This window comes from Martinezella lusitana, from assembly GCF_014207095.1.
Classification (GTDB): Bacteria; Pseudomonadota; Alphaproteobacteria; order Rhizobiales; family Rhizobiaceae; genus Rhizobium; species Rhizobium lusitanum_B.
The window spans coordinates 231673-249844 of the sequence record NZ_JACHBG010000007.1 but is presented as its reverse complement, the minus strand read 5'-3'; the positions used below and the strand labels follow the sequence as shown (position 1 = coordinate 249844).

Annotated in this window: 7 protein-coding genes; 5 read left to right on the top strand and 2 right to left on the bottom strand. The window is 58.8% G+C overall.

Annotated features, from left to right (window positions below; all coding sequences use genetic code 11):
* The first annotated feature begins 81 nt into the window (after positions 1-81).
* The 4 genes from GGD46_RS17300 to GGD46_RS17285 are packed head-to-tail and all read left to right on the top strand — an operon-like array spanning position 82 to position 14209.
* Positions 82-1995: a non-ribosomal peptide synthetase gene (locus GGD46_RS17300; RefSeq protein ID WP_184706248.1), complete on the top strand. Its 1914-nt coding sequence runs from the start codon at positions 82-84 to the stop codon at positions 1993-1995.
* Positions 1992-10079: a non-ribosomal peptide synthetase/type I polyketide synthase gene (locus GGD46_RS17295; protein ID WP_184706037.1), complete on the top strand. Its 8088-nt coding sequence runs from the start codon at positions 1992-1994 to the stop codon at positions 10077-10079. Before GGD46_RS17300 ends, GGD46_RS17295 begins: the two co-directional genes overlap by 4 nt.
* Entirely contained in the window at positions 10076-12559 is a 2484-nt protein-coding gene (locus GGD46_RS17290) for a condensation domain-containing protein (RefSeq protein ID WP_184706035.1), read from the top strand. The genes GGD46_RS17295 and GGD46_RS17290 overlap by 4 nt, the downstream gene beginning before the upstream one ends.
* A 48-nt stretch (positions 12560-12607) precedes the next feature.
* Positions 12608-14209, top strand: a complete 1602-nt coding sequence (locus GGD46_RS17285; protein WP_184706033.1) for a hypothetical protein — start codon at positions 12608-12610, stop codon at positions 14207-14209.
* Positions 14210-14312: 103 nt separating this feature from the next.
* On the opposite strand, the gene GGD46_RS17280 is transcribed toward GGD46_RS17285, so the two are convergent.
* Both GGD46_RS17280 and GGD46_RS17275 read right to left on the bottom strand, forming a co-directional pair.
* Positions 14313-15017, bottom strand: coding sequence for a 4'-phosphopantetheinyl transferase superfamily protein (locus GGD46_RS17280; RefSeq protein WP_184706031.1), 705 nt, complete (start codon positions 15015-15017; stop codon positions 14313-14315).
* Between the two features lies 1 nt (position 15018).
* Positions 15019-16203, bottom strand: coding sequence for a DegT/DnrJ/EryC1/StrS aminotransferase family protein (locus GGD46_RS17275; protein ID WP_184706029.1), 1185 nt, complete (start codon positions 16201-16203; stop codon positions 15019-15021).
* A gap of 214 nt (positions 16204-16417) precedes the next feature.
* On the opposite strand from GGD46_RS17275, the gene GGD46_RS17270 reads away from it, so the two are divergent.
* Positions 16418-18133 carry a GMC oxidoreductase gene (locus GGD46_RS17270; protein WP_184706027.1) on the top strand — a complete coding sequence of 572 codons (1716 nt, stop codon included), beginning with the start codon at positions 16418-16420 and terminating at the stop codon, positions 18131-18133.
* The last annotated feature ends 39 nt before the right edge of the window (positions 18134-18172 follow it).

The window sequence follows — 18172 nt, the reverse complement described above, 5'->3', positions numbered from 1 at the left end:
CCCAGCATGAAATTCTGCGATGGACGATGAAGCGTCTCGCATCGCGATGTCGTCACTCGCAGGACAACCCGGAGAGCGATGATGATCGACCGTGAGGGGCAGGCAAAGGCAATTGGTGCAGCAAGCATGCATTATGATCGCGACCGTTGTCTTCACGAAATGGTGCGTACCCAGGCCAAGGCGGTGCCACAGGCAACAGCCCTCGTCTTCGGTGATGTCAGTATCGACTATCACGATCTTGATCGCCTGTCCGACGCAGTTGCGGCGCACCTGATAAGAATTGGGGTCCATAAGGCGGATATTATCGGCCTTTTCCTGCCACGAGGCATCAATGCGGTCATTTGCACGCTGGCAATCCTCAAGGCCGGCGGCGCCTATCTTCCGCTTGATCCGGCCCTTCCGATCGAACATCTCGATTTCGTTATCGGCGAGTGCCAGCCCAAGGTCATATTCGTCGATGGAGCTCACGGTGAAAAGCTTGCGAGCGTGCCGAGCATGAAAGGTAAGGTCATCGAAGCGGACGCCATGCTCGGCGAGATGGCGAATAAGCCGGCTATTGCCCTTTCTGCGGCAAACATAACCGGCGGCGATCTCGCCTACATCATGTACACTTCCGGCTCGACGGGCCGTCCCAAAGGCACGATGATCTGTCATCGCAGTATTGCGCGGGTTGTCCTCGATCAAACCTATGTGGAATTTCGCCCCGACGACGTTGTCCTTCATACGGCCACCATCTCCTTCGATGCCGCGACCTTCGAAATCTGGGGGGCTCTTCTTAATGGTTGCACGTTGGCGATCATGCCTGAGAGCGACTTCTCCGTCTCGCGCCTGTGCGATGTCATGCAAACAACCGGCGTCAGCATCTCGTTTTTGACCACGGGCCTGTTCAATCTGTTCGCCGATCACGCACGTGCCCCCTTACCGCAGCTTCGCCACATCCTTTTCGGAGGCGATGTCGGCTCGGCGGTTCACGCCAGGCGCTTTCTGGAACGTCACCCCGGTTGCCGACTTACCAATGCCTACGGTCCGACCGAGACGACGGTCTTTGCTACAGCTTTCCAGGTCCTGCCCGGCTTTTCAGCCGCAGAACTGCCTATCGGGAAGGCGATCGCGCATACAGCTATTGCCATACTCGACGAAGAGCTGCGTGTCCTGCCTGCGGGAATAGAAGGCCAGCTGGCAATAGCGGGCGATGGTCTGGCCATTGGCTATTTCAAGCGCCCGGAACTTACGGCCGAGAAATTCGTCACGATTGATACGAAAGAGGGTCCGACGCGCTATTATCTGACCGGTGATCTCGCCTGCCTGAAGCCGGACGGGACCGTTACCTTCAAGGGGCGGCGCGACCGCCAGGTCAAGATCAATGGCAAGCGCATCGAACTCGATGAGATCGAAGCCGCTCTCAGGCGAGATCCGCGTCTTACCGACGGCATAGTGCTTTGCCATGTCCAGGGAGAAAACCTGAAACGCATCGTTGCCTATTTGTGCCCCAAGGAAAGCCATGTGGGCGCCGGCGCCGATCTCGTCCAGGCCGTCTTGACGACGCTGCGCGCCACTCTACCCGCCTATATGATCCCGAATGCCGCAGTCGTCGTCGATAGTCTGCCACTGACAGCTGCAGGAAAGGTCGATCGCTCGAAACTGTTGCCGCCGCCGATAGAGGCGCAGGTCAGGCCGACTGACAGCAGAAGCAAGACCGAGGAACTGCTGACCACGCTCTGGCAGGGCGCATTGGCCCTGACTGGCGTCGACCTCGACCGGAACTTCTTCGATCTCGGCGGCACCTCGCTTCAGCTGATGGAAATTCATGCGGGACTTGAAGAAGCCCTCGGCCACTCAATCGATGTGGTTGCCCTGTTGCGTCACCCGACCATCCGGGATCTGGCGCAATATCTGGATGGAAATGCGCCCGTCCCGACACGCATCGCCGCCGCCGCACAGCGCGCAGCTCTACAGAAGAAGGCCATTTCTCATCTCCGCAGGAGCTCCTTATGAAACGGAATCACCAGGACAATGGTAGCGCGCGTGATTTCGAAGACAGTGACGATCTGAGCGGACAGATTTCCGGGCATATTGCCGTCGTCGGCATGTCAGGCCGCTTTCCCGGCGCAGCGTCGGTGCGTGAACTGTGGCAAATGGTACTCCAGGGAAAGACTGCCTTCTCCCATTTCGCGCTGGATGAAATCGAAGACGCCTTCACCGACGAGGAACGGGCGCAACCGAACTATGTGGCGGCAAGGCCTCATCTCGATGGTGCCGACATGTTCGACGCGGAATTCTTCGGCATGTTCCCGCGTGAGGCTGCGGTCACCGACCCGCAACATCGCATCTTTCTGGAAATATGCTGGGAAGCGCTCGAGGATGGCGGATACGATCCGTCCCGCTATTCCGGCCTGATCGGGGTTTTCGCCGGCTCGTCCATGCCGACCTATCTGATCAACAATGTCCTTCACGAGCGTATGAAGGCAGAGGAGTTCACGTCGAACTATCAGATCGGCTGTTTTCATGAGCTCGTCGGCGCGCTCAGCGACACGCTGGCCACTCGGGTCGCCTATAAGTTCAACCTGCGCGGCCCCGCATTTACCTTGCAGTCGGCTTGCTCGACCTCGCTGCTTGCAGTTTCGCAAGCCTGTCAGAACCTGCTGACCTATAGCTGCGACATGGCGCTCGCGGGCGGCATCTCGGTGACGATCCCGCAAAAAAGAGGCTATATTTATCAAGAGGGCGGCATGGCGTCACCCGACGGCGCCTGCAGGCCCTTCGATGCCAGCGCCGCCGGAACGGTCTTTGCCAGCGGCGCGGGCGTCATCCTCCTGAAACGCTACGAGGACGCAGTCAAGGATGGCGATCACATCTATGCGGTCATTCGCGGCTACGGCATCAACAATGACGGCAGCGACAAGGTCGGCTTCACTGCGCCAAGCGTGGAGGGACAGGCCGAAGCCATTGCCTCGGCACTTGCCAACGCTGCGGTCGATCCCTCGACGATAGGCTATGTCGAATGCCATGGCACGGCGACGCCGCTCGGAGACCCCATCGAGTTCAACGGCTTGACGAGGGCATTTGCCCATGATGCCCCGGGGCCGGCCGGCTGCGCCCTTGGCTCGGTCAAAGGCACCATCGGTCATACGGACGCGGCGGCAGGTGTCACCGGGCTCATCAAGACGGCGCTGGCATTGCGCAGCGCGAAAATCCCGCCAATGCCGAATTATAGCCAGCCCAACCCGCGCATCGATCTCGAAAAAAGCCCCTTCTACATCCCAACCGCAATGGTCGACTGGCCGGAGGGACCAACGCCGCGGCGAGCTGGCGTAAGTGCCTTCGGCGTTGGCGGCACCAACGTCCATGTCATTCTGGAGGAGCCCCCATCGCCACCACCGACTAAGTCCAGGGAGGCAGAGGGCCACTACATTCTTCCGCTTTCGGCGCGCAGTACGTCGGCGCTTGCCGCGATGCGAAGCAATCTGAGCAATCATCTCGCCGAAAATCCCGAGCTTTCAATCGCGCAGCTCGCCTACACGCTGCAGGCCGGTCGACGCGAATTCAGCCACCGCCTGGCGGTCACTGCCGAAAGTGTCGAAGAGGCGATCATCAAACTGACTACAGACAATTATCAATCCCTTGTTGCAACGGACAAACCGCCGGTCGCCTTCATGTTCCCCGGCCAGGGCGCGCAATATGTCGGCATGGGCGCGGGCCTTTACCGTTCAGAGCCGGAATTTGCCCGTTGGATCGACCGCGGCTCCGAGCTTTTGAAAATGACGCTCGGGCTCGATCTGCGCGACTATATCTGCCACGCAGGCGCCGTAACGCAGGCAATCGCCGATGAGCAGCGGGAAACCCGCATCGCTCAACCCTGCCTCTATCTGGTGGAATATGCGCTTGCGCGATTGTGGCTGAGCCGCGGCGTCAAGCCCTATGCGATGATCGGTCATAGCGTTGGCGAGTTTGTCGCCGCTACGCTTGCCAACGTCATATCGTTCGAAGATGGCCTGCGCCTCGTTGCCAATCGCGGACGGCTGATGCAGCACCAGCCGCAGGGGGCGATGGTATCCGTTCGCGCCGATCCTGCGACGACGGCCTCCTATCTGCAGGGCAACGTCGAGATCGCTGCGATCAACGCGCCGAAACTCTGCGTCATTTCCGGCCCGTTTGCCGATATCGAGGCGGTTTGCGCAGCACTTTCGGATGCCGAGATCGCCTTCAGCCGGCTGCACACTTCACACGCATTTCATTCCGCGATGATGAAGGATGCGGCTCAGGCGTTGCGACAGGAGACGGAGAAGGTCACTTATGGCACGGCGACCATACCGTTCATCTCCGGTGTGACGGGTGATTGGCAGACCGCGGAATTGGCGACATCGCCGGACTATTGGGCCATGCACTGCCGCGATGCCGTGCGTTTTGCCGATGGGCTCGCCACACTTTGCCGCGATCGCAAGCCGGTCCTTCTCGAGGTTGGACCTGGACGTACGCTGTCGGTCTTTGCCGCGCAGACGATCGCGCGGGATAGTCTTGCCGCCATTGTGCAATCCCTCCCCGAGCACGATCGCGCTTCTGCCTCGGCCGCCACGCTTGCCGAAGCGCATGGCAAGCTATGGATGGCGGGCTGCCGCCTCAACTGGCCTGCCCTTCCGCCGGCAGCACAGCAGCGTCTGTCCCTGCCAACCTATCCTTTCCAACGGCAGCGCCATTGGATCGATGCCCCGCCATCTGCACGCCGTTCAGCGACAATGCGGGCCGACGCCGAACCGAATAATCCCTCTCCCACCACCCTCTTCGTCTCTGACGGCAACCTAACCGAGGAGAAACCAACGATGAATGTTGCAGCCTCAATCCCGGTCCCCAATCGACTGCCGCAATTGGAAACAGCCCTTCTGACATTGCTTAGCGACATGTCAGGCGAAACGCTCGGGCCGGACGAACGAACGGCAACGTTCCTGGAGCTAGGCTTCGACTCGCTCTTTGTCGGCCAGTTTGCGCAACGTCTCGAGAAAGACTTCAAGGTCAAGATTTCGTTCCGGGAGTTGCTGAGCGACATCCCCTCGGTCGCCGATCTCGCTGTCCATCTCGATCGGGAGATGCCACCGGAGACGGTCAAGGCTGCAGAACCATTGTCGCCTGCGTCTCCACTCACCACGATGCCGATGCCGGCCACGCCGCAACAAATGGCGCCGGCGATCGCATCGCCAATGCCGCAGGCCGTATCGATGCCGAACGCGGCCTCGGACCTCGCCAGCGTCATGCAATCTCAGATCCAGATGGCGCAATCGCTATTTGCGCAACAGCTTCTCATGCTGCAGACCATGCAGGGTGGCGCTCCTGCCCCGCAGGCGCTGCCCGTCACAACACCCGCAGCATCCGCTCCAGCTCCAGCGCAGCCGGCGCTAACCCAGCCGACATCAGCCGCTCCCGTAGAAAGCGACTTCGGCACCGAGCGCATCAAGCTCTATCGCCCGAACGCCAAGAGCGTGACGGCGGAAATTTCGCCGGCCAAACAGGATTTCATCGCCAGTCTCACCAAGGCATACGAGACCAGGAACGCCAGATCCAAGACCTTCACCCAGGAGCATCGCCGCCACCTCGCCGATCCCCGCTCGGCATCTGGCTTCAGGGCAGATTGGAAAGAGATGGTGTTCCCGATCGTCTGCGACCATTCCAAGGGTGCCTATATCTGGGACGTCGACGGCAACCAGTATGTCGACCTAGTCAACGGTTTCGGCCAGACGGCCTTCGGACATGCGCCGGACTTCGTCATTGATGCCGTAAAGGAGCAGGCCGATCGCGGCTTTGCCATCGGCCCCCAGACGCCGCTTGCCGGCGACGTCGCAAAGATGATTGCAGATATGACCGGCCATGAACGGGTTACCTTCTGCAATACCGGTTCAGAAGCGGTGATGGCCGCAATGCGGATTGCGCGTGCGGTCACCGGCCGTGACCGGGTCGTGGTTTTCGCCAATGACTATCACGGTCAATTCGATGAAGTCCTGGTCAAGGGTCGCAATCGCGCCGACAAGCCGATCGCTCTGCCGGTTGCCTCCGGCATTCCGATGGCTTCCGTCTCCAACATGACAGTCCTGCGCTACGGCGCTCCGGAAAGCCTCGACTTCATCCGTGCCAACGCCGCCGACATAGCGGCTGTTATCATCGAGCCGATCCAGAGCCGTCATCCGGAACTGCAACCGCGCGAATTCGTCCGGGAACTGCGTGATATCGCCACCAAATCGGAATTCGCGCTTGTCTTCGATGAAGTCGTCACCGGCTTCCGCGTCGATCCAGGCGGCATGCAGGCGATCTGGGGCATCAAGGGTGACATGGCGACCTATGGCAAGGTCGTCGGTGGCGGAATGCCGATCGGTGTGCTTGTTGGCAACGCCCGCTTCATGGACGCTCTCGATGGCGGCTATTGGTCCTATGGTGACGCCTCCGTCCCCATGACGGCGCCCACCTTCTTTGCAGGCACTTTCGTACGTCATCCGCTGACGCTCGCAGCCGCCAACGCCGTGCTGCATCACATCAAGGGCGACGGATCCGCCCTCTATGATCGCGTCGCAGAACGTACGCAAGCGTTGGTTGCGGAAATCAAGGCTGATCTTGCCAGCCGCGGCATCGCGGATGTCGTCCACGGCTACAAGAGCTGGTTTGCCACCGACTTCTCAAGCCAGGATGTGCTTGGAGCCCTGTTCTATGCCCAAATGCGACTAAACGGCGTTCACATACAGGACGGCTATCCCTGTTTCCTGACGACAGCCCATAGCGAGGACGACTTCCGCCTGATCGCAAAGGCATTCCGCGACAGTCTCGATGCCATGCAGGCCGCCGGCATATTCGCAACGAAGGAACAGGCATCCCTATCCGCTGCGCAGACGCAGATGCCGGTCGCTATCGCCAAGCCTCAATCAGCGCCTCTGACCGAGGCACAGACGGAAATATGGCTTGCAGCCCAGGCGGGAGACGAAGCCTCCTGCTCATTCAACGAGTCCTTTTCGCTGACGCTTGAGGGAACGCTCGACGAAGCAGCCATCAAGCATGCGTTTGATACCGTACTCGCCCGCCATGACGCGTTGCATATCCGCTTCGACCGCAACGGCGAGCATTTCCAGTTCATACCGGACTTCAGGCTCGATCTGCCTGTTATCGAAGGCCTGGATGAAAAGGGCCTTGCCGATCTGAAAGATGACGAAGCTCGCACGCCCTTTGACCTGATCAATGGCCCGCTTGTGCGTGCAAGCATCGTCAAATTATCGGCTGAAAAGCATGTCCTGGTCTTCACCGCCCATCACATCATCTGCGACGGCTGGTCGATCAACACCTTCGTCGAAGAGCTGGCGACGGCCTATGCAGCCTTCAGGGCGGGCACGGTGCCGGAACTTCAGCCCGCCCTCTCCTTTGCCACTTACGCAACCGACCTGTCGCCGAGACCGGAAAAATCGCAAGCGACGGAACAGTTCTGGCTCGACCAGTTCAAGTCGATTCCGGATCTTCCCGACCTGCCTCTCGACCGACCGCGGCCGGAATATCGCAGTTTCGCGGGCGGAAGCTGCACCGGTTACATTGATGCCGATACCTACAAGACGTTGAAGAAGAAGGGAGCGAAATCGGGCGCCACGCTATTTTCCACCCTGCTGGCGACGCTGCAGGTGATGATCTCGCGGCTGTCGGGTCAGGACGATATCGTCATCGCCATTCCCTCTGCCGGCCAGAGCCTGCTTGATGGCCAGATCCTCATGGGTCATTGCGTCAACCTGTTGCCGCTGCGCCAGACGGTACCGATGACGGAGCCGTTTACCGCCCATCTGAAGGCGACCCAGCAGCTCGTTTTCCAGGCATTCGAACATCAGGACTACACCTACGGCACGCTCGTCCGCAAGCTCGATGCCAAACGCGATCCGCGCCGCCTGCCTCTGACCGAGATCCAGTTCAATCTTGAACGCATGGCAGGCGGATCGTCGTTCGGCGACCTCAAGCCGACCTTGGAACCGAACGCCAAGGCCTTCTCCAACTTCGACCTGTTCTTCAACATGATCGAGGCGGCCGATCACATTCGCATCGACGTCGACTATAATGCCGACGTCTTCGACCGCGCGACGGTCGAGCGGTGGATTGGTCATTTTTCGACGCTTGCGGTCACACTCGCCAAGGATATGGATCGAAAGGTCGGCGAACTCTCATTGCTGTCGAGCGAGGAAAAATCTTGGTTGATCGACACGCTCAATCACACGACTGTACCTTACGATCACGATCAATTCGTCTTCACGCTTTTCTCCAAGCGGGCAGCCGCACAACCGAATGCGATCGCCGCAGAGTTTAACGGCCTGGCGATGACTTACGCAGAGCTGGAAACGCGCTCGAACCAGCTCGCCCTCTATCTCCAGATGGCACTTCCCGATCCCGGCCAGCGTATCGCAATCCTGATAGAGCGCTCGCTCGGCATGATCGTCGCCCTTCTTGCCGTGATGAAGGCGGGACATACCTATGTCCCGATGGATCCGGCGCATCCGGAACCGCGCCTGAAGCAGACGCTGGATATTGCCCGCATCGGCGGACTCATCTGCGACAGCGACGACATGGCGCACCTCGCTGCTCCCAATACCCCTGTCATCCGGCTTGATCAGGACGCAAAGGCGATCAGCTCGATGACGGGCCAGCCATTGAAGACCTTGCCGATCGACACAACGGCATCCGCCTATATCATCTTCACCTCCGGTTCGACCGGCATGCCGAAAGGCGTCGAGGTTTCGCATCGAGCCCTGACCAACTTCCTCCTCTCCATGGCGAAGGAGCCGGGTTTTGGCGCGAAGGACACGCTTATTGCAGTCACGACGATCTCATTCGACATCGCTGGTCTGGAACTGTACCTGCCGCTGATATCGGGCGGAAAGGTCGTCATCGCCAGCCGCAGCGACGTTCAAGACGGCTTCGCCCTGGTGAAACTGATTGGCGAGCACGACGCGAACGTGCTGCAGGCCACGCCGACGCTTTGGCAGATGTTGGTTGAAGCCGGCCTGAAGGATCGGCCGGCGATGAAGATACTCTGCGGCGGTGAACCTCTACCCAAAGAGCTCGCCCGCTCGCTGCTCGCCATCGGCGGCGAACTCTGGAACATGTACGGCCCGACGGAGACAACGATCTGGTCGTCGCTGCAGCGCATTATCGATGCGGATCAGCCGATTGCGATCGGACATCCGATTGCCAATACGAAGCTCTTCATCCTCGATCAAAGCGAGACTATTGCACCGATCGGTGTGGTCGGCGAACTCTATATCGGCGGTGACGGTCTGGCAGAGGGATATTTCGATCGCCTCGACCTGACGGAAAAGGCCTTCGCCCCACATTGCTTTGCCATTGGCAGACCAATGCGCCTCTACAAGACCGGCGATGTCGGTCGAAGACTTGCGGACGGTTCGCTGCAATTGCTCGGGCGCCGCGATCAGCAGGTCAAGTTGCGCGGATTCCGTATCGAGCTCGGCGACATAGAGGCCGTGGTCTCCAAGGCGGAAGGTGTGCGCCAATGTGCCACCGTGGTCGCTGAAAACGCCAAGGGTGACCGCTCGCTGGTCTGCTACATCCTACAGAATGCCGGTGGCAAGGATTTGTCTGTCGCGGCTATTGCAGCCCATGCCAAAGCCAATTTGCCTGGTCACATGGTGCCGAGCTTCTGGGTTTTCGACACCGAGTTACCCCACACCGCCAACGGCAAGCTCGACCGCAAGGCCTTGCAGCAGCGCGGAGTACCCCAGCGCGAAGCAGCTCCGGCGAAGCTCGAGCCAAAGACCGAGATGGAACAGCGGCTACTCGCGATCTGGCAGGATGTCCTGAATCTCAGCGACATCGGCGTCGACGACAACCTCTATGCGCTCGGCGCAGATTCGCTCGCCATATTCCGCATCGCCGCGCGCATGCGCGACAGCGGCCTGCCGCTGGAAGCAAAACACTTGCTGCGTCATCCGACGGTCGGCGCATTGGCAGCCTTTGCCGAGAGTCAGGGGGATGGCCAGCCCGATCCGGTTCAACTTCACGTACCATCATTGCGAGACTTTCGTAACGGCGCACGCCGCAGCCTGGGGGCAACTACATGAGTACCATTGACAGCAGCCCGAGCGGTCCAGTTCTCGAACAGCAGATCATCGGCGAGTTTCCCTGTACGCAGACGCAGTTGCGCTGCTGGATTCTCGATCAGCTCAATCCCGGTAATCCCGCGCTGAATGTCGCCGTCCGGTGGGAAATCAGAGGCTCTTTCAAAGCATCGACCCTGGAAGCGGCCTTTAAAAAGACCATCCAGCGGCATGAGATACTCCGCACGAGGTTCGTCGAAAAAGGCGGCCAGCCGTTCCAACAAGCCGTGAGCGACGTCAACTTCAAGATGTCCGTGATCGATCTGCGCGGCATGCCGCCGGAACAGCGCCAATCGAGAATTATGTCGATCGGCGAGGAGACAGCGCAAGCCCCGTTCGATCTCAGCACGCCCTGCCTGTTCCGCGTCAGCCTGCTGATGGCGGAAAACGAGCGTGGCGTTCTTTTGATCACCGCTCATCAGAGCTGCTTCGATGGCTGGTCCATCCGCGTGCTCGGGCGGGAGATCGGTGAAATAGCGGCGGCGATAGATGCAGGACGCGCGCCAATCCTCCCTGAACTGCCGTTGCAATATGGCGACTACGCTCTCTGGCAGCAGGAATATCTGCAGAGCTACGGCTTTGAGACGGAGAAGACCTTCTGGCGGGAAAAATTGCAGGGCGCTCCTTATTTCGAAGTCACGCCGGATCATCCCCGCGGCCAGGTCAAGACCAATCGCGGCGATATCCTTTCGGTCGCCCAGCCGGTCGCCTTCACCGATCGGCTTGATGGGGCAGCGCGCGCGCATTGCGTTTCCCAATACAGCTTCGGAGCGGCAGTCCTGAGTGCGGTCCTCCATCGTTTGACAGGGGCGCCAACCGTCCTCTTCGGCTCGCAGATTGCCGGCCGCGAGCATAGCGACCTGGAAGACTTGATCGGCGTCTTCATCAACAATCTGGTGCTGCGTTTCGATTTCGGCGCGGATGTCAGCTTTGCGGAACACATAAAGTCCGTCAGTGCGACCATCGAAGGTGCATTGAACCATCAGCGCATGCCATTCAACAAGCTCGTGGAACTCATCAACCCGGTACGCGATCCGGCACGCAATCCGCTGATCTCAGTCAACTTCAATCTGCAAAAGGCATTTCTCGAAGATCGCCGCTACGGCGAGTTCGAGCTGATCAGTTCACCTTCGCAATCACCGGGCGTGATTTATGATCTGAATTTCATCATGATCGGCCGGCCGACCGGCTGGCGTATATCGATCGAGTACAATGCCGACCTTTTCGAGGCCAGTACGATCGAGAGCCTCCTGCAACTTTTGAGGGATGCCTATGAAATCGCTCTCAATCACCCTGAGGCGCCGCTTTCTTCGCTCGTTGCGCCGGAACGATACGTGGCAGCTCCCGCCAAGACTGCGCCGATGGATGGCACCGTCGCAAAAACATCGCAGTCGGATACGCGAATGGAAGCGCTTGCTGAGCTCTGGAAGGAAATCCTACAGGTTCCGCAAATACGTCCGGATGATGATTTTTTCGCGCTCGGTGGTCACTCCCTCCTCGCGCTCCGGTTACTATCGGAAACTCGCGCAAGATTCGATGCAGCACCGACATTGCAGCTTCTATTCAAGCAGCCGACGTTTGCAGGCTTTGCAGCGGCGATCTTCAATGTCGACACGGCATCGTCACCGCGGCAAAAGGTCGTAAATCCGTGGGATCTGATCACCTGCAAACATGGCACGGGAACCGGCGCCGTCTACACGATCAACCATCCGCTCCTCTATTATCGCCTTGCCAATGAGCTGCCGGACGCCATCTCGGTGCATAATGTCAACATGTTTCACGCAGACCTCGATAACGGCCTTGCGCGCCTGAGCATCGAAGATATCGCTGCTTACGCGATAGATGCGATGCAGATCGACAAAGCAGTCGGCCGGGTGGCCATCGTCGGACTATGCGTCAACGGCATTCTGGCCATGGAGGTCAGCCGGCAATTGCGCGAAAAGGGAATGGACGTCAGCACCACGGCCATTATCGACGCATGGGCCCCGGGCTATTTTGCGTCCCTGCCAAAGCGGGAGCAGGCAAAATGGCGTCGGGAAAGACGGCGCAAGCGTCTCCTCTATTTCACGAGGAAGCTTTTGTCCCGGCGCATCCGACTGATCGACTATCTCAAGGAATTCAAAATCTCCCTGTCTCTTCTCAGGATCTTCCGCGTCAAGGCGGGGCAATATTCAGAAGAAGAAGAGAAGAACGAATCTGTCACCAAGCTATTGGTGGCGGCAGCGCGTCACTACCAGCCACAGCAAACCAGGGATCCCACGACAGTTCTCTTGCGAAGCAGCGCGACCCATCCTCGTGCACGCCAACTGCGATTTGGATGGGGCGACGCAATCGCGGAGAGCTGCAAGGTGGTCGACATCGACGGCTGGCACGAGGACTCGCTGACCAGCAACGGCATCCGCGGGCTAGCCTCAACGCTATCGGGAGAACTTAACGGCAGTTAGGGCTTATCGAATGTGCCTCAAGGAAGCAAAGCCACAGGGGGAGCGGCGATGAACACAAGCAAACCGTTGAGGGTCGGCATTCTTGTCGCGCGCGGACATAGGCTTCAGAATTGGGAGCTGATGATCCTCGATCGAATTCTGGCAGCGCCACGGCTGGAGCTGGCCGCAGTCTTTACCCATCCGGCTCCGTTCTGCGACACCAAGCCATCGAATCTGCTAAGGTGGAGTGCACGATTGGAAGCGAAGGCTTTTGCCCGTCAACCCGCCTATGCGCCGAAGCAATTCGATAGCCGGCACCATTTCATCGAGCGCTATGATGCCGCTGGCGATGCGACACACGCAATCGACGATATTTCCGCGGACACATTGCGGCGCCTGAAGGTCGACCTCGTCATCCGCACGGTTCCCAAGGGCCTGTCCGGCGATGCTATTGCGGCATTGCCATTCGGCGAATGGGCATTCAATTTCTCCGATCAACGATCGGCAAACGTGGATTGGTTTGGCTATGCCGAAGTTCTTGCTCATGACCCGACGGCCGATCTGATCCTTTATGCTAAATGTGGCAACAGAAATGAAAAATCGGAGATCACACGCGCGTCCTTCAACATTAAGCCCAGCGCAGCGCGATTGGGTGCCTTCGTGCGGGAGCGAAGCGTTACACTCGTAATGCGCGAACTGACGCGGATAGCGGACAGCAGACAATTGCCGCCAACCGCTTTGGTTGATCCTTCCGAACGACAGATGCCGTCACTTGGCGATCTCCTGCGCTACGGTTCCATCGTCGCCGGCTCGATCTCGGTCAGGGCGTATAGGTCGATCAGAGCAAAGCTCAGAGCCGATTCCGCGCTCTGGACCCTTTACACTGGCCAAGGCGAAATCTCTGATTTCGACCCGAGTAAGGCAACCGAGATCCCTCCATCCAGTAGTAGCATCAAGGCCGATCCATTCCTCTTTCAGCATGAGAACGAATGCTATCTGTTCTACGAGGCCTATGCCCGTGGCGACCGCAAGGCACATATCGCCGTCGGGCATTTCAACGGAGATCTGGTGCAGCCGGTCGGCGTTGCGCTGGAGCGACCCTATCATCTTTCCTACCCCTATATATTTCGCGACGGCGACCAGATCTTCATGATACCGGAAACGCATCAGGCCCGACGACTGGAGGTCTGGCGTTGCTGTCAGTTTCCTTTGAAATGGGAGCTCTATGCGACCGCATTCGAGGGACAATCGCCGGCCGACAGCGTCCTCATCCAGCATGACGGCAAATGGTGGCTATTCACCAATCTGTCGGACTTCCATGCTTACGAGGACCATTGCAGCGAACTCTACCTGTTCGAGGTCGACGGCCCGGCGTTGACCGGCATCAGGCCACACAAGCACAATCCCGTCGTCATCGGTAGCACGGTGGCTCGAGGCGCTGGGCGGATCTTCGCGCGAGGCGGAAGGCTCCTGCGCCCCTCGCAGCGAAATGCGAACGGCATATATGGCTATGGATTGAATATTATGGAGATCGAGACGCTCTCGCATAGCGAGTACCGCGAGCGGTGCATCCGCACGATTACGCCCTCCTTCAAGTCCGGCTTGCTCGGCTGTCACCATTTCGACGAAACCGGCGGACGCTATGTTCTCGATGCAAGACTGACCATCTGATCTAGAGCATTTCCACCTAAAACGGAGTCGCAGAAATGCTCTATCTCTTTGTTTTTGCGCAATTCCAGACGCAAAACCGCTGCGCACTTTTACTGGAATTGCTCTAGATCGTGTCACGATAGCGCAGCTCGACCTGATGTCCGCCAGTGGAGGCAACGACTGCGCCGGCGAAGTTGACCGGCACGACAAGCTCGAGAACCGCCCAGTTCCTGGGTGCGTCGGGATGACCTTCAAAACGATCCAACCGCGATATGTTCGATCTGTCGAAGACCATATCGAAACTATCGAGCGGCAATGACAGCCCGCTGCCTTGCGCCTTCACAAATGCCTCTTTGCGCGTCCAACAACGATAGAACCCGTCAAGATAAGCTTCCGCCGGCAACGAGCGAAGCGTTTCGCACTCCCTGCGGGAAAAGAACCATTTGGCGATGTCCTCCTTCAGGAAACGGACCTCCTCAATATCGATACCGAGCGTGTAGCAGTCGGAAACTGCGAGCATGGCCAGGTCCGCACTGTGGGTGAGGTTGAAATGAACCGGTGAAATGCCGGAGCCCGAAACGGACGGCTTTCCGCTCTCATTATAACTGAAGCAAATCGACTGCGGTGCAAGCCCGAGATACCGGGCCAGGATCAATCGCATCCTGCTTCTGGCGATGATAAAACGGTGCATGTCGCGGTCATGAGCAAACCGGCCTGCCCGCGCACATTCGTCGGGAGACAAGAGTGCAACGGGCATGTCGAGATCGGGTGGCGGAACGTCCAACCGCCAACTCCAGACATCGATGACGTCTGGGCCGGTGGTCTCCATGTCAGATCGTTGCGTAAAAAAGGTTGGTGGGAATGGACTTGGCCTGTTTCGACATGCGGCGGGCCAGATAGGCAACCAGCGCCACGGGGTAGTTCTCCCCGAGGCTGATACGGCAGGTGCGCTTCAAGATGTCCAGCGTCTGCGCGCATGTCTCGGGCGCATAGTCGATCTTTCGATCCGTCCAAAGAAACGGATTCATCGCCGGATGGCCGGTGCGTTGCTGTAGGATCGGCTGCCAATTGGTGTAGACATGGCGACTGGAATCGAAGAGCCGATAGACGCCGCGCTTGCTCTCCTCGGCAAATCTCTTCGCCTCTTCCGACGTTTCGAAGATGACGTGAAATCCCGCCGCATTGCCGACATCATTATGGGGGCCGACCGTAAGCCGCGTGTTTTTAGCAAAGATCTCACGCATCACGTTATAACGCTCGCGCATGCGTGCGATCATCGGATCGAGCTTCTTCAGCTGTACATTCAAGATTGCCCCCTGGATCTGGTTCGCCTTGAAATTCACGCCCAGCATCGGAGGCTCGCTGGCATTGTCGTGATGACCGCGGAACATGGAGCCGATGTCATGATACATCCGCGCACGGGCAAACAACCGTGCGTCATCGGTCACGACGGCCCCTCCTTCCCCGCAATTTATGTTCTTGAACTGATTGAAGCTGAATGCTCCAAAATCGCCTATCGTACCGACGCGTCGGGTCTTGTAGCGCAGTCCGACTGCCTGGCAGGCATCCTCGATGACAATCAGATTGCTTTCGCGTGCGATGCGCATGATGCTGTCCATGTCGCACACCATGTTCGACATATGGACGGGAATGATCGCCTTCGTTTGTGGCGTTATCTTACGCAATATGTCCTGCGGATCCATGGTGAGCGTGTGGTCGATGTCGACGAGCACGGGCACGGCACCTGCCGCCAAGGGAGCGGCGGCCGTCGCGATCCATGTGTAGGCGGGCACCAGCACTTCATCTCCTGGTCCGACACCGGCTGCAACCAGAGCGGAGATCAATGCTCCTGTTCCGCTGCTCATGGTCAGGGCGTGCTGCACGCCAAATTTGGTGCAGAAATCGGCTTCAAACCGCGCGAGCGGACCACCGCTCTCGTCGCTGTAGCGTGCCAACTTTCCGGAGGCAAACACTGGCGCCAGCGCCATCCACTCCCGTAACCCCACCTTGGCCATCTTCTCCAGCTCCCCAGGAAACGTCTCATTTGTCGAAGAGCCTAGCTTGTGATCACCGCATTTTCAGCATGGCCTTCCGACTGAAAAGAGGTCGGATCCGAACAGTGCACCTATCCGAAATCGGTAGATGTCGCCCGCGCCTATGCCAATCGAACAATTATCCGCGCGCCCGTGATGCTGCTAAAAAAATGGCAAGGCCGAAGGGAAAGCTAGCATGACGAAGCGCGATTTGAGATCCATGCCACATGGCATTGAAATATATGCCGATATTGCCATTGTCGGCGGCGGACCGGCGGGCATTGCGATCGCGCGCGAGTTTGCCGGTACGGCAATCCGCATTCTCGTCATCGAAAGCGGCGGCTGCGAATACGAAGCCGAAATTCAATCGCTCAACACCGTCGAAAATGTTGGCGAGCCGCTCATTCAGGCGGCCACGGCGGCGCAAGGACGAGGCTATGACGGGGCGTTGGCCTGGCTAAACGATATCCCTGCCTTTGAACTCAGAAATCGTATGCTTGGCGGCAGCAGCCATACCTGGATCGGTAAGTGCGCGGCATTCGACGAAACCGATTTCACCCTCAGGCCCTGGCTCCAGCTCTCGGGTTGGCCGCTCGAGCGCAAGCAATTGCTGCCGATGCTCGAACGCGCGGGCGAAATCCTCAATCTCGGACCCAATCGCTATGACGAAAGCCTGCTTGCTCTGCTGCATACGAGCCCGGACGATCTCAGGCTTGATCGGCAGTTGCTGCGGCCATTCTTCTGGCAGTTCAGTCATATGCGCTATCCGCGAGCCGAGCCGACCCGGTTTAGCCGCCTTGCGTTCGACATCACGGCTTCGAACGTAGATTTTCTGACGCATGCCACGGTCACCCAGATCAATGTGACGGGCCAGGGCCGCAGAGTAACCTCGCTCGACCTCGCAAGCTCGATCGGCCGGTCGGCGACCGTCCATGCCGATACGATCGTTCTTTGCGGCGGCGGCATCGAAAACGCGCGTCTCCTGCTCGCATCGAATGCCGTCCTGCCGGCGGGTGTCGGCAATGATCATGATGTCGTGGGGCGCTATCTCTGCGATCATCCACGCACGTCCCTCTGCCGCTTTACCGGTTCGGATATCGACATGATCGCGCGGCACTTCAATTTTTATGGCCTAAAGCATACAGGACGCACGCATTTCTACCTCAGGGGATTGTCGTTGAGCCCGGACATACAGAGGCAGGAAAGTCTCACCAACTGTGCCGCCTACCCGGTTCAGATCCACGCCCAGAATGACCCCTGGGCCGCGCTCAAGCGCTTGACCAAGGGGGTGGGCACGACGCTCAAGGGCGACCTGCTGACGGTCGCAAGATCGACGGATATGGTCGCCTGCGGCCTTTATGATCGCCTGGTACGGAAACGCGGCCTGCCGCATCGCTCGACGGAACTGCGTTTTGACGTCATGGCTGAACAGCAACTCAATTCGGAAAGTCGCATCACGCTTTCGCAGCGGCGTGATCGGTTTGGCCAACCTCTGGCACGTATCAATTGGAAGATTGGAACGCCCGAAATTGCCAGCGTCAAACGGCTTGCACTGATAATCTCGGATGAATTCGCGCGGGTCGGCCTGCCGACACCGCAACTGCCGGACTGGATCATCGCAGATGCGGATAGCGACGCGACATTCATGGATATGGCCCACCCTTCATGCACCACCCGTATGGGCACTGCCCCCCGCACCAGCGTCGTCGACGCCAATGCCATGGTGCATGGCGTGGATGGCTTGTTCATTGCGGGCAGCTCCGTCTTTCCGACGCCGGGCCATGCCAATCCGACATTGATGCTGCTCGCCTTGGCGATCCGGCTCGCCGATCATCTTAAAGAGCGCCATCAAAGTGTGCGGCCGTACAACGTGCGGGTGAGTGAATCGGACCTCTCATTCCATCAAGGTTAAAGCCCGTCGCGCTAAACTGTTAGGAATCTCCCGCAACAA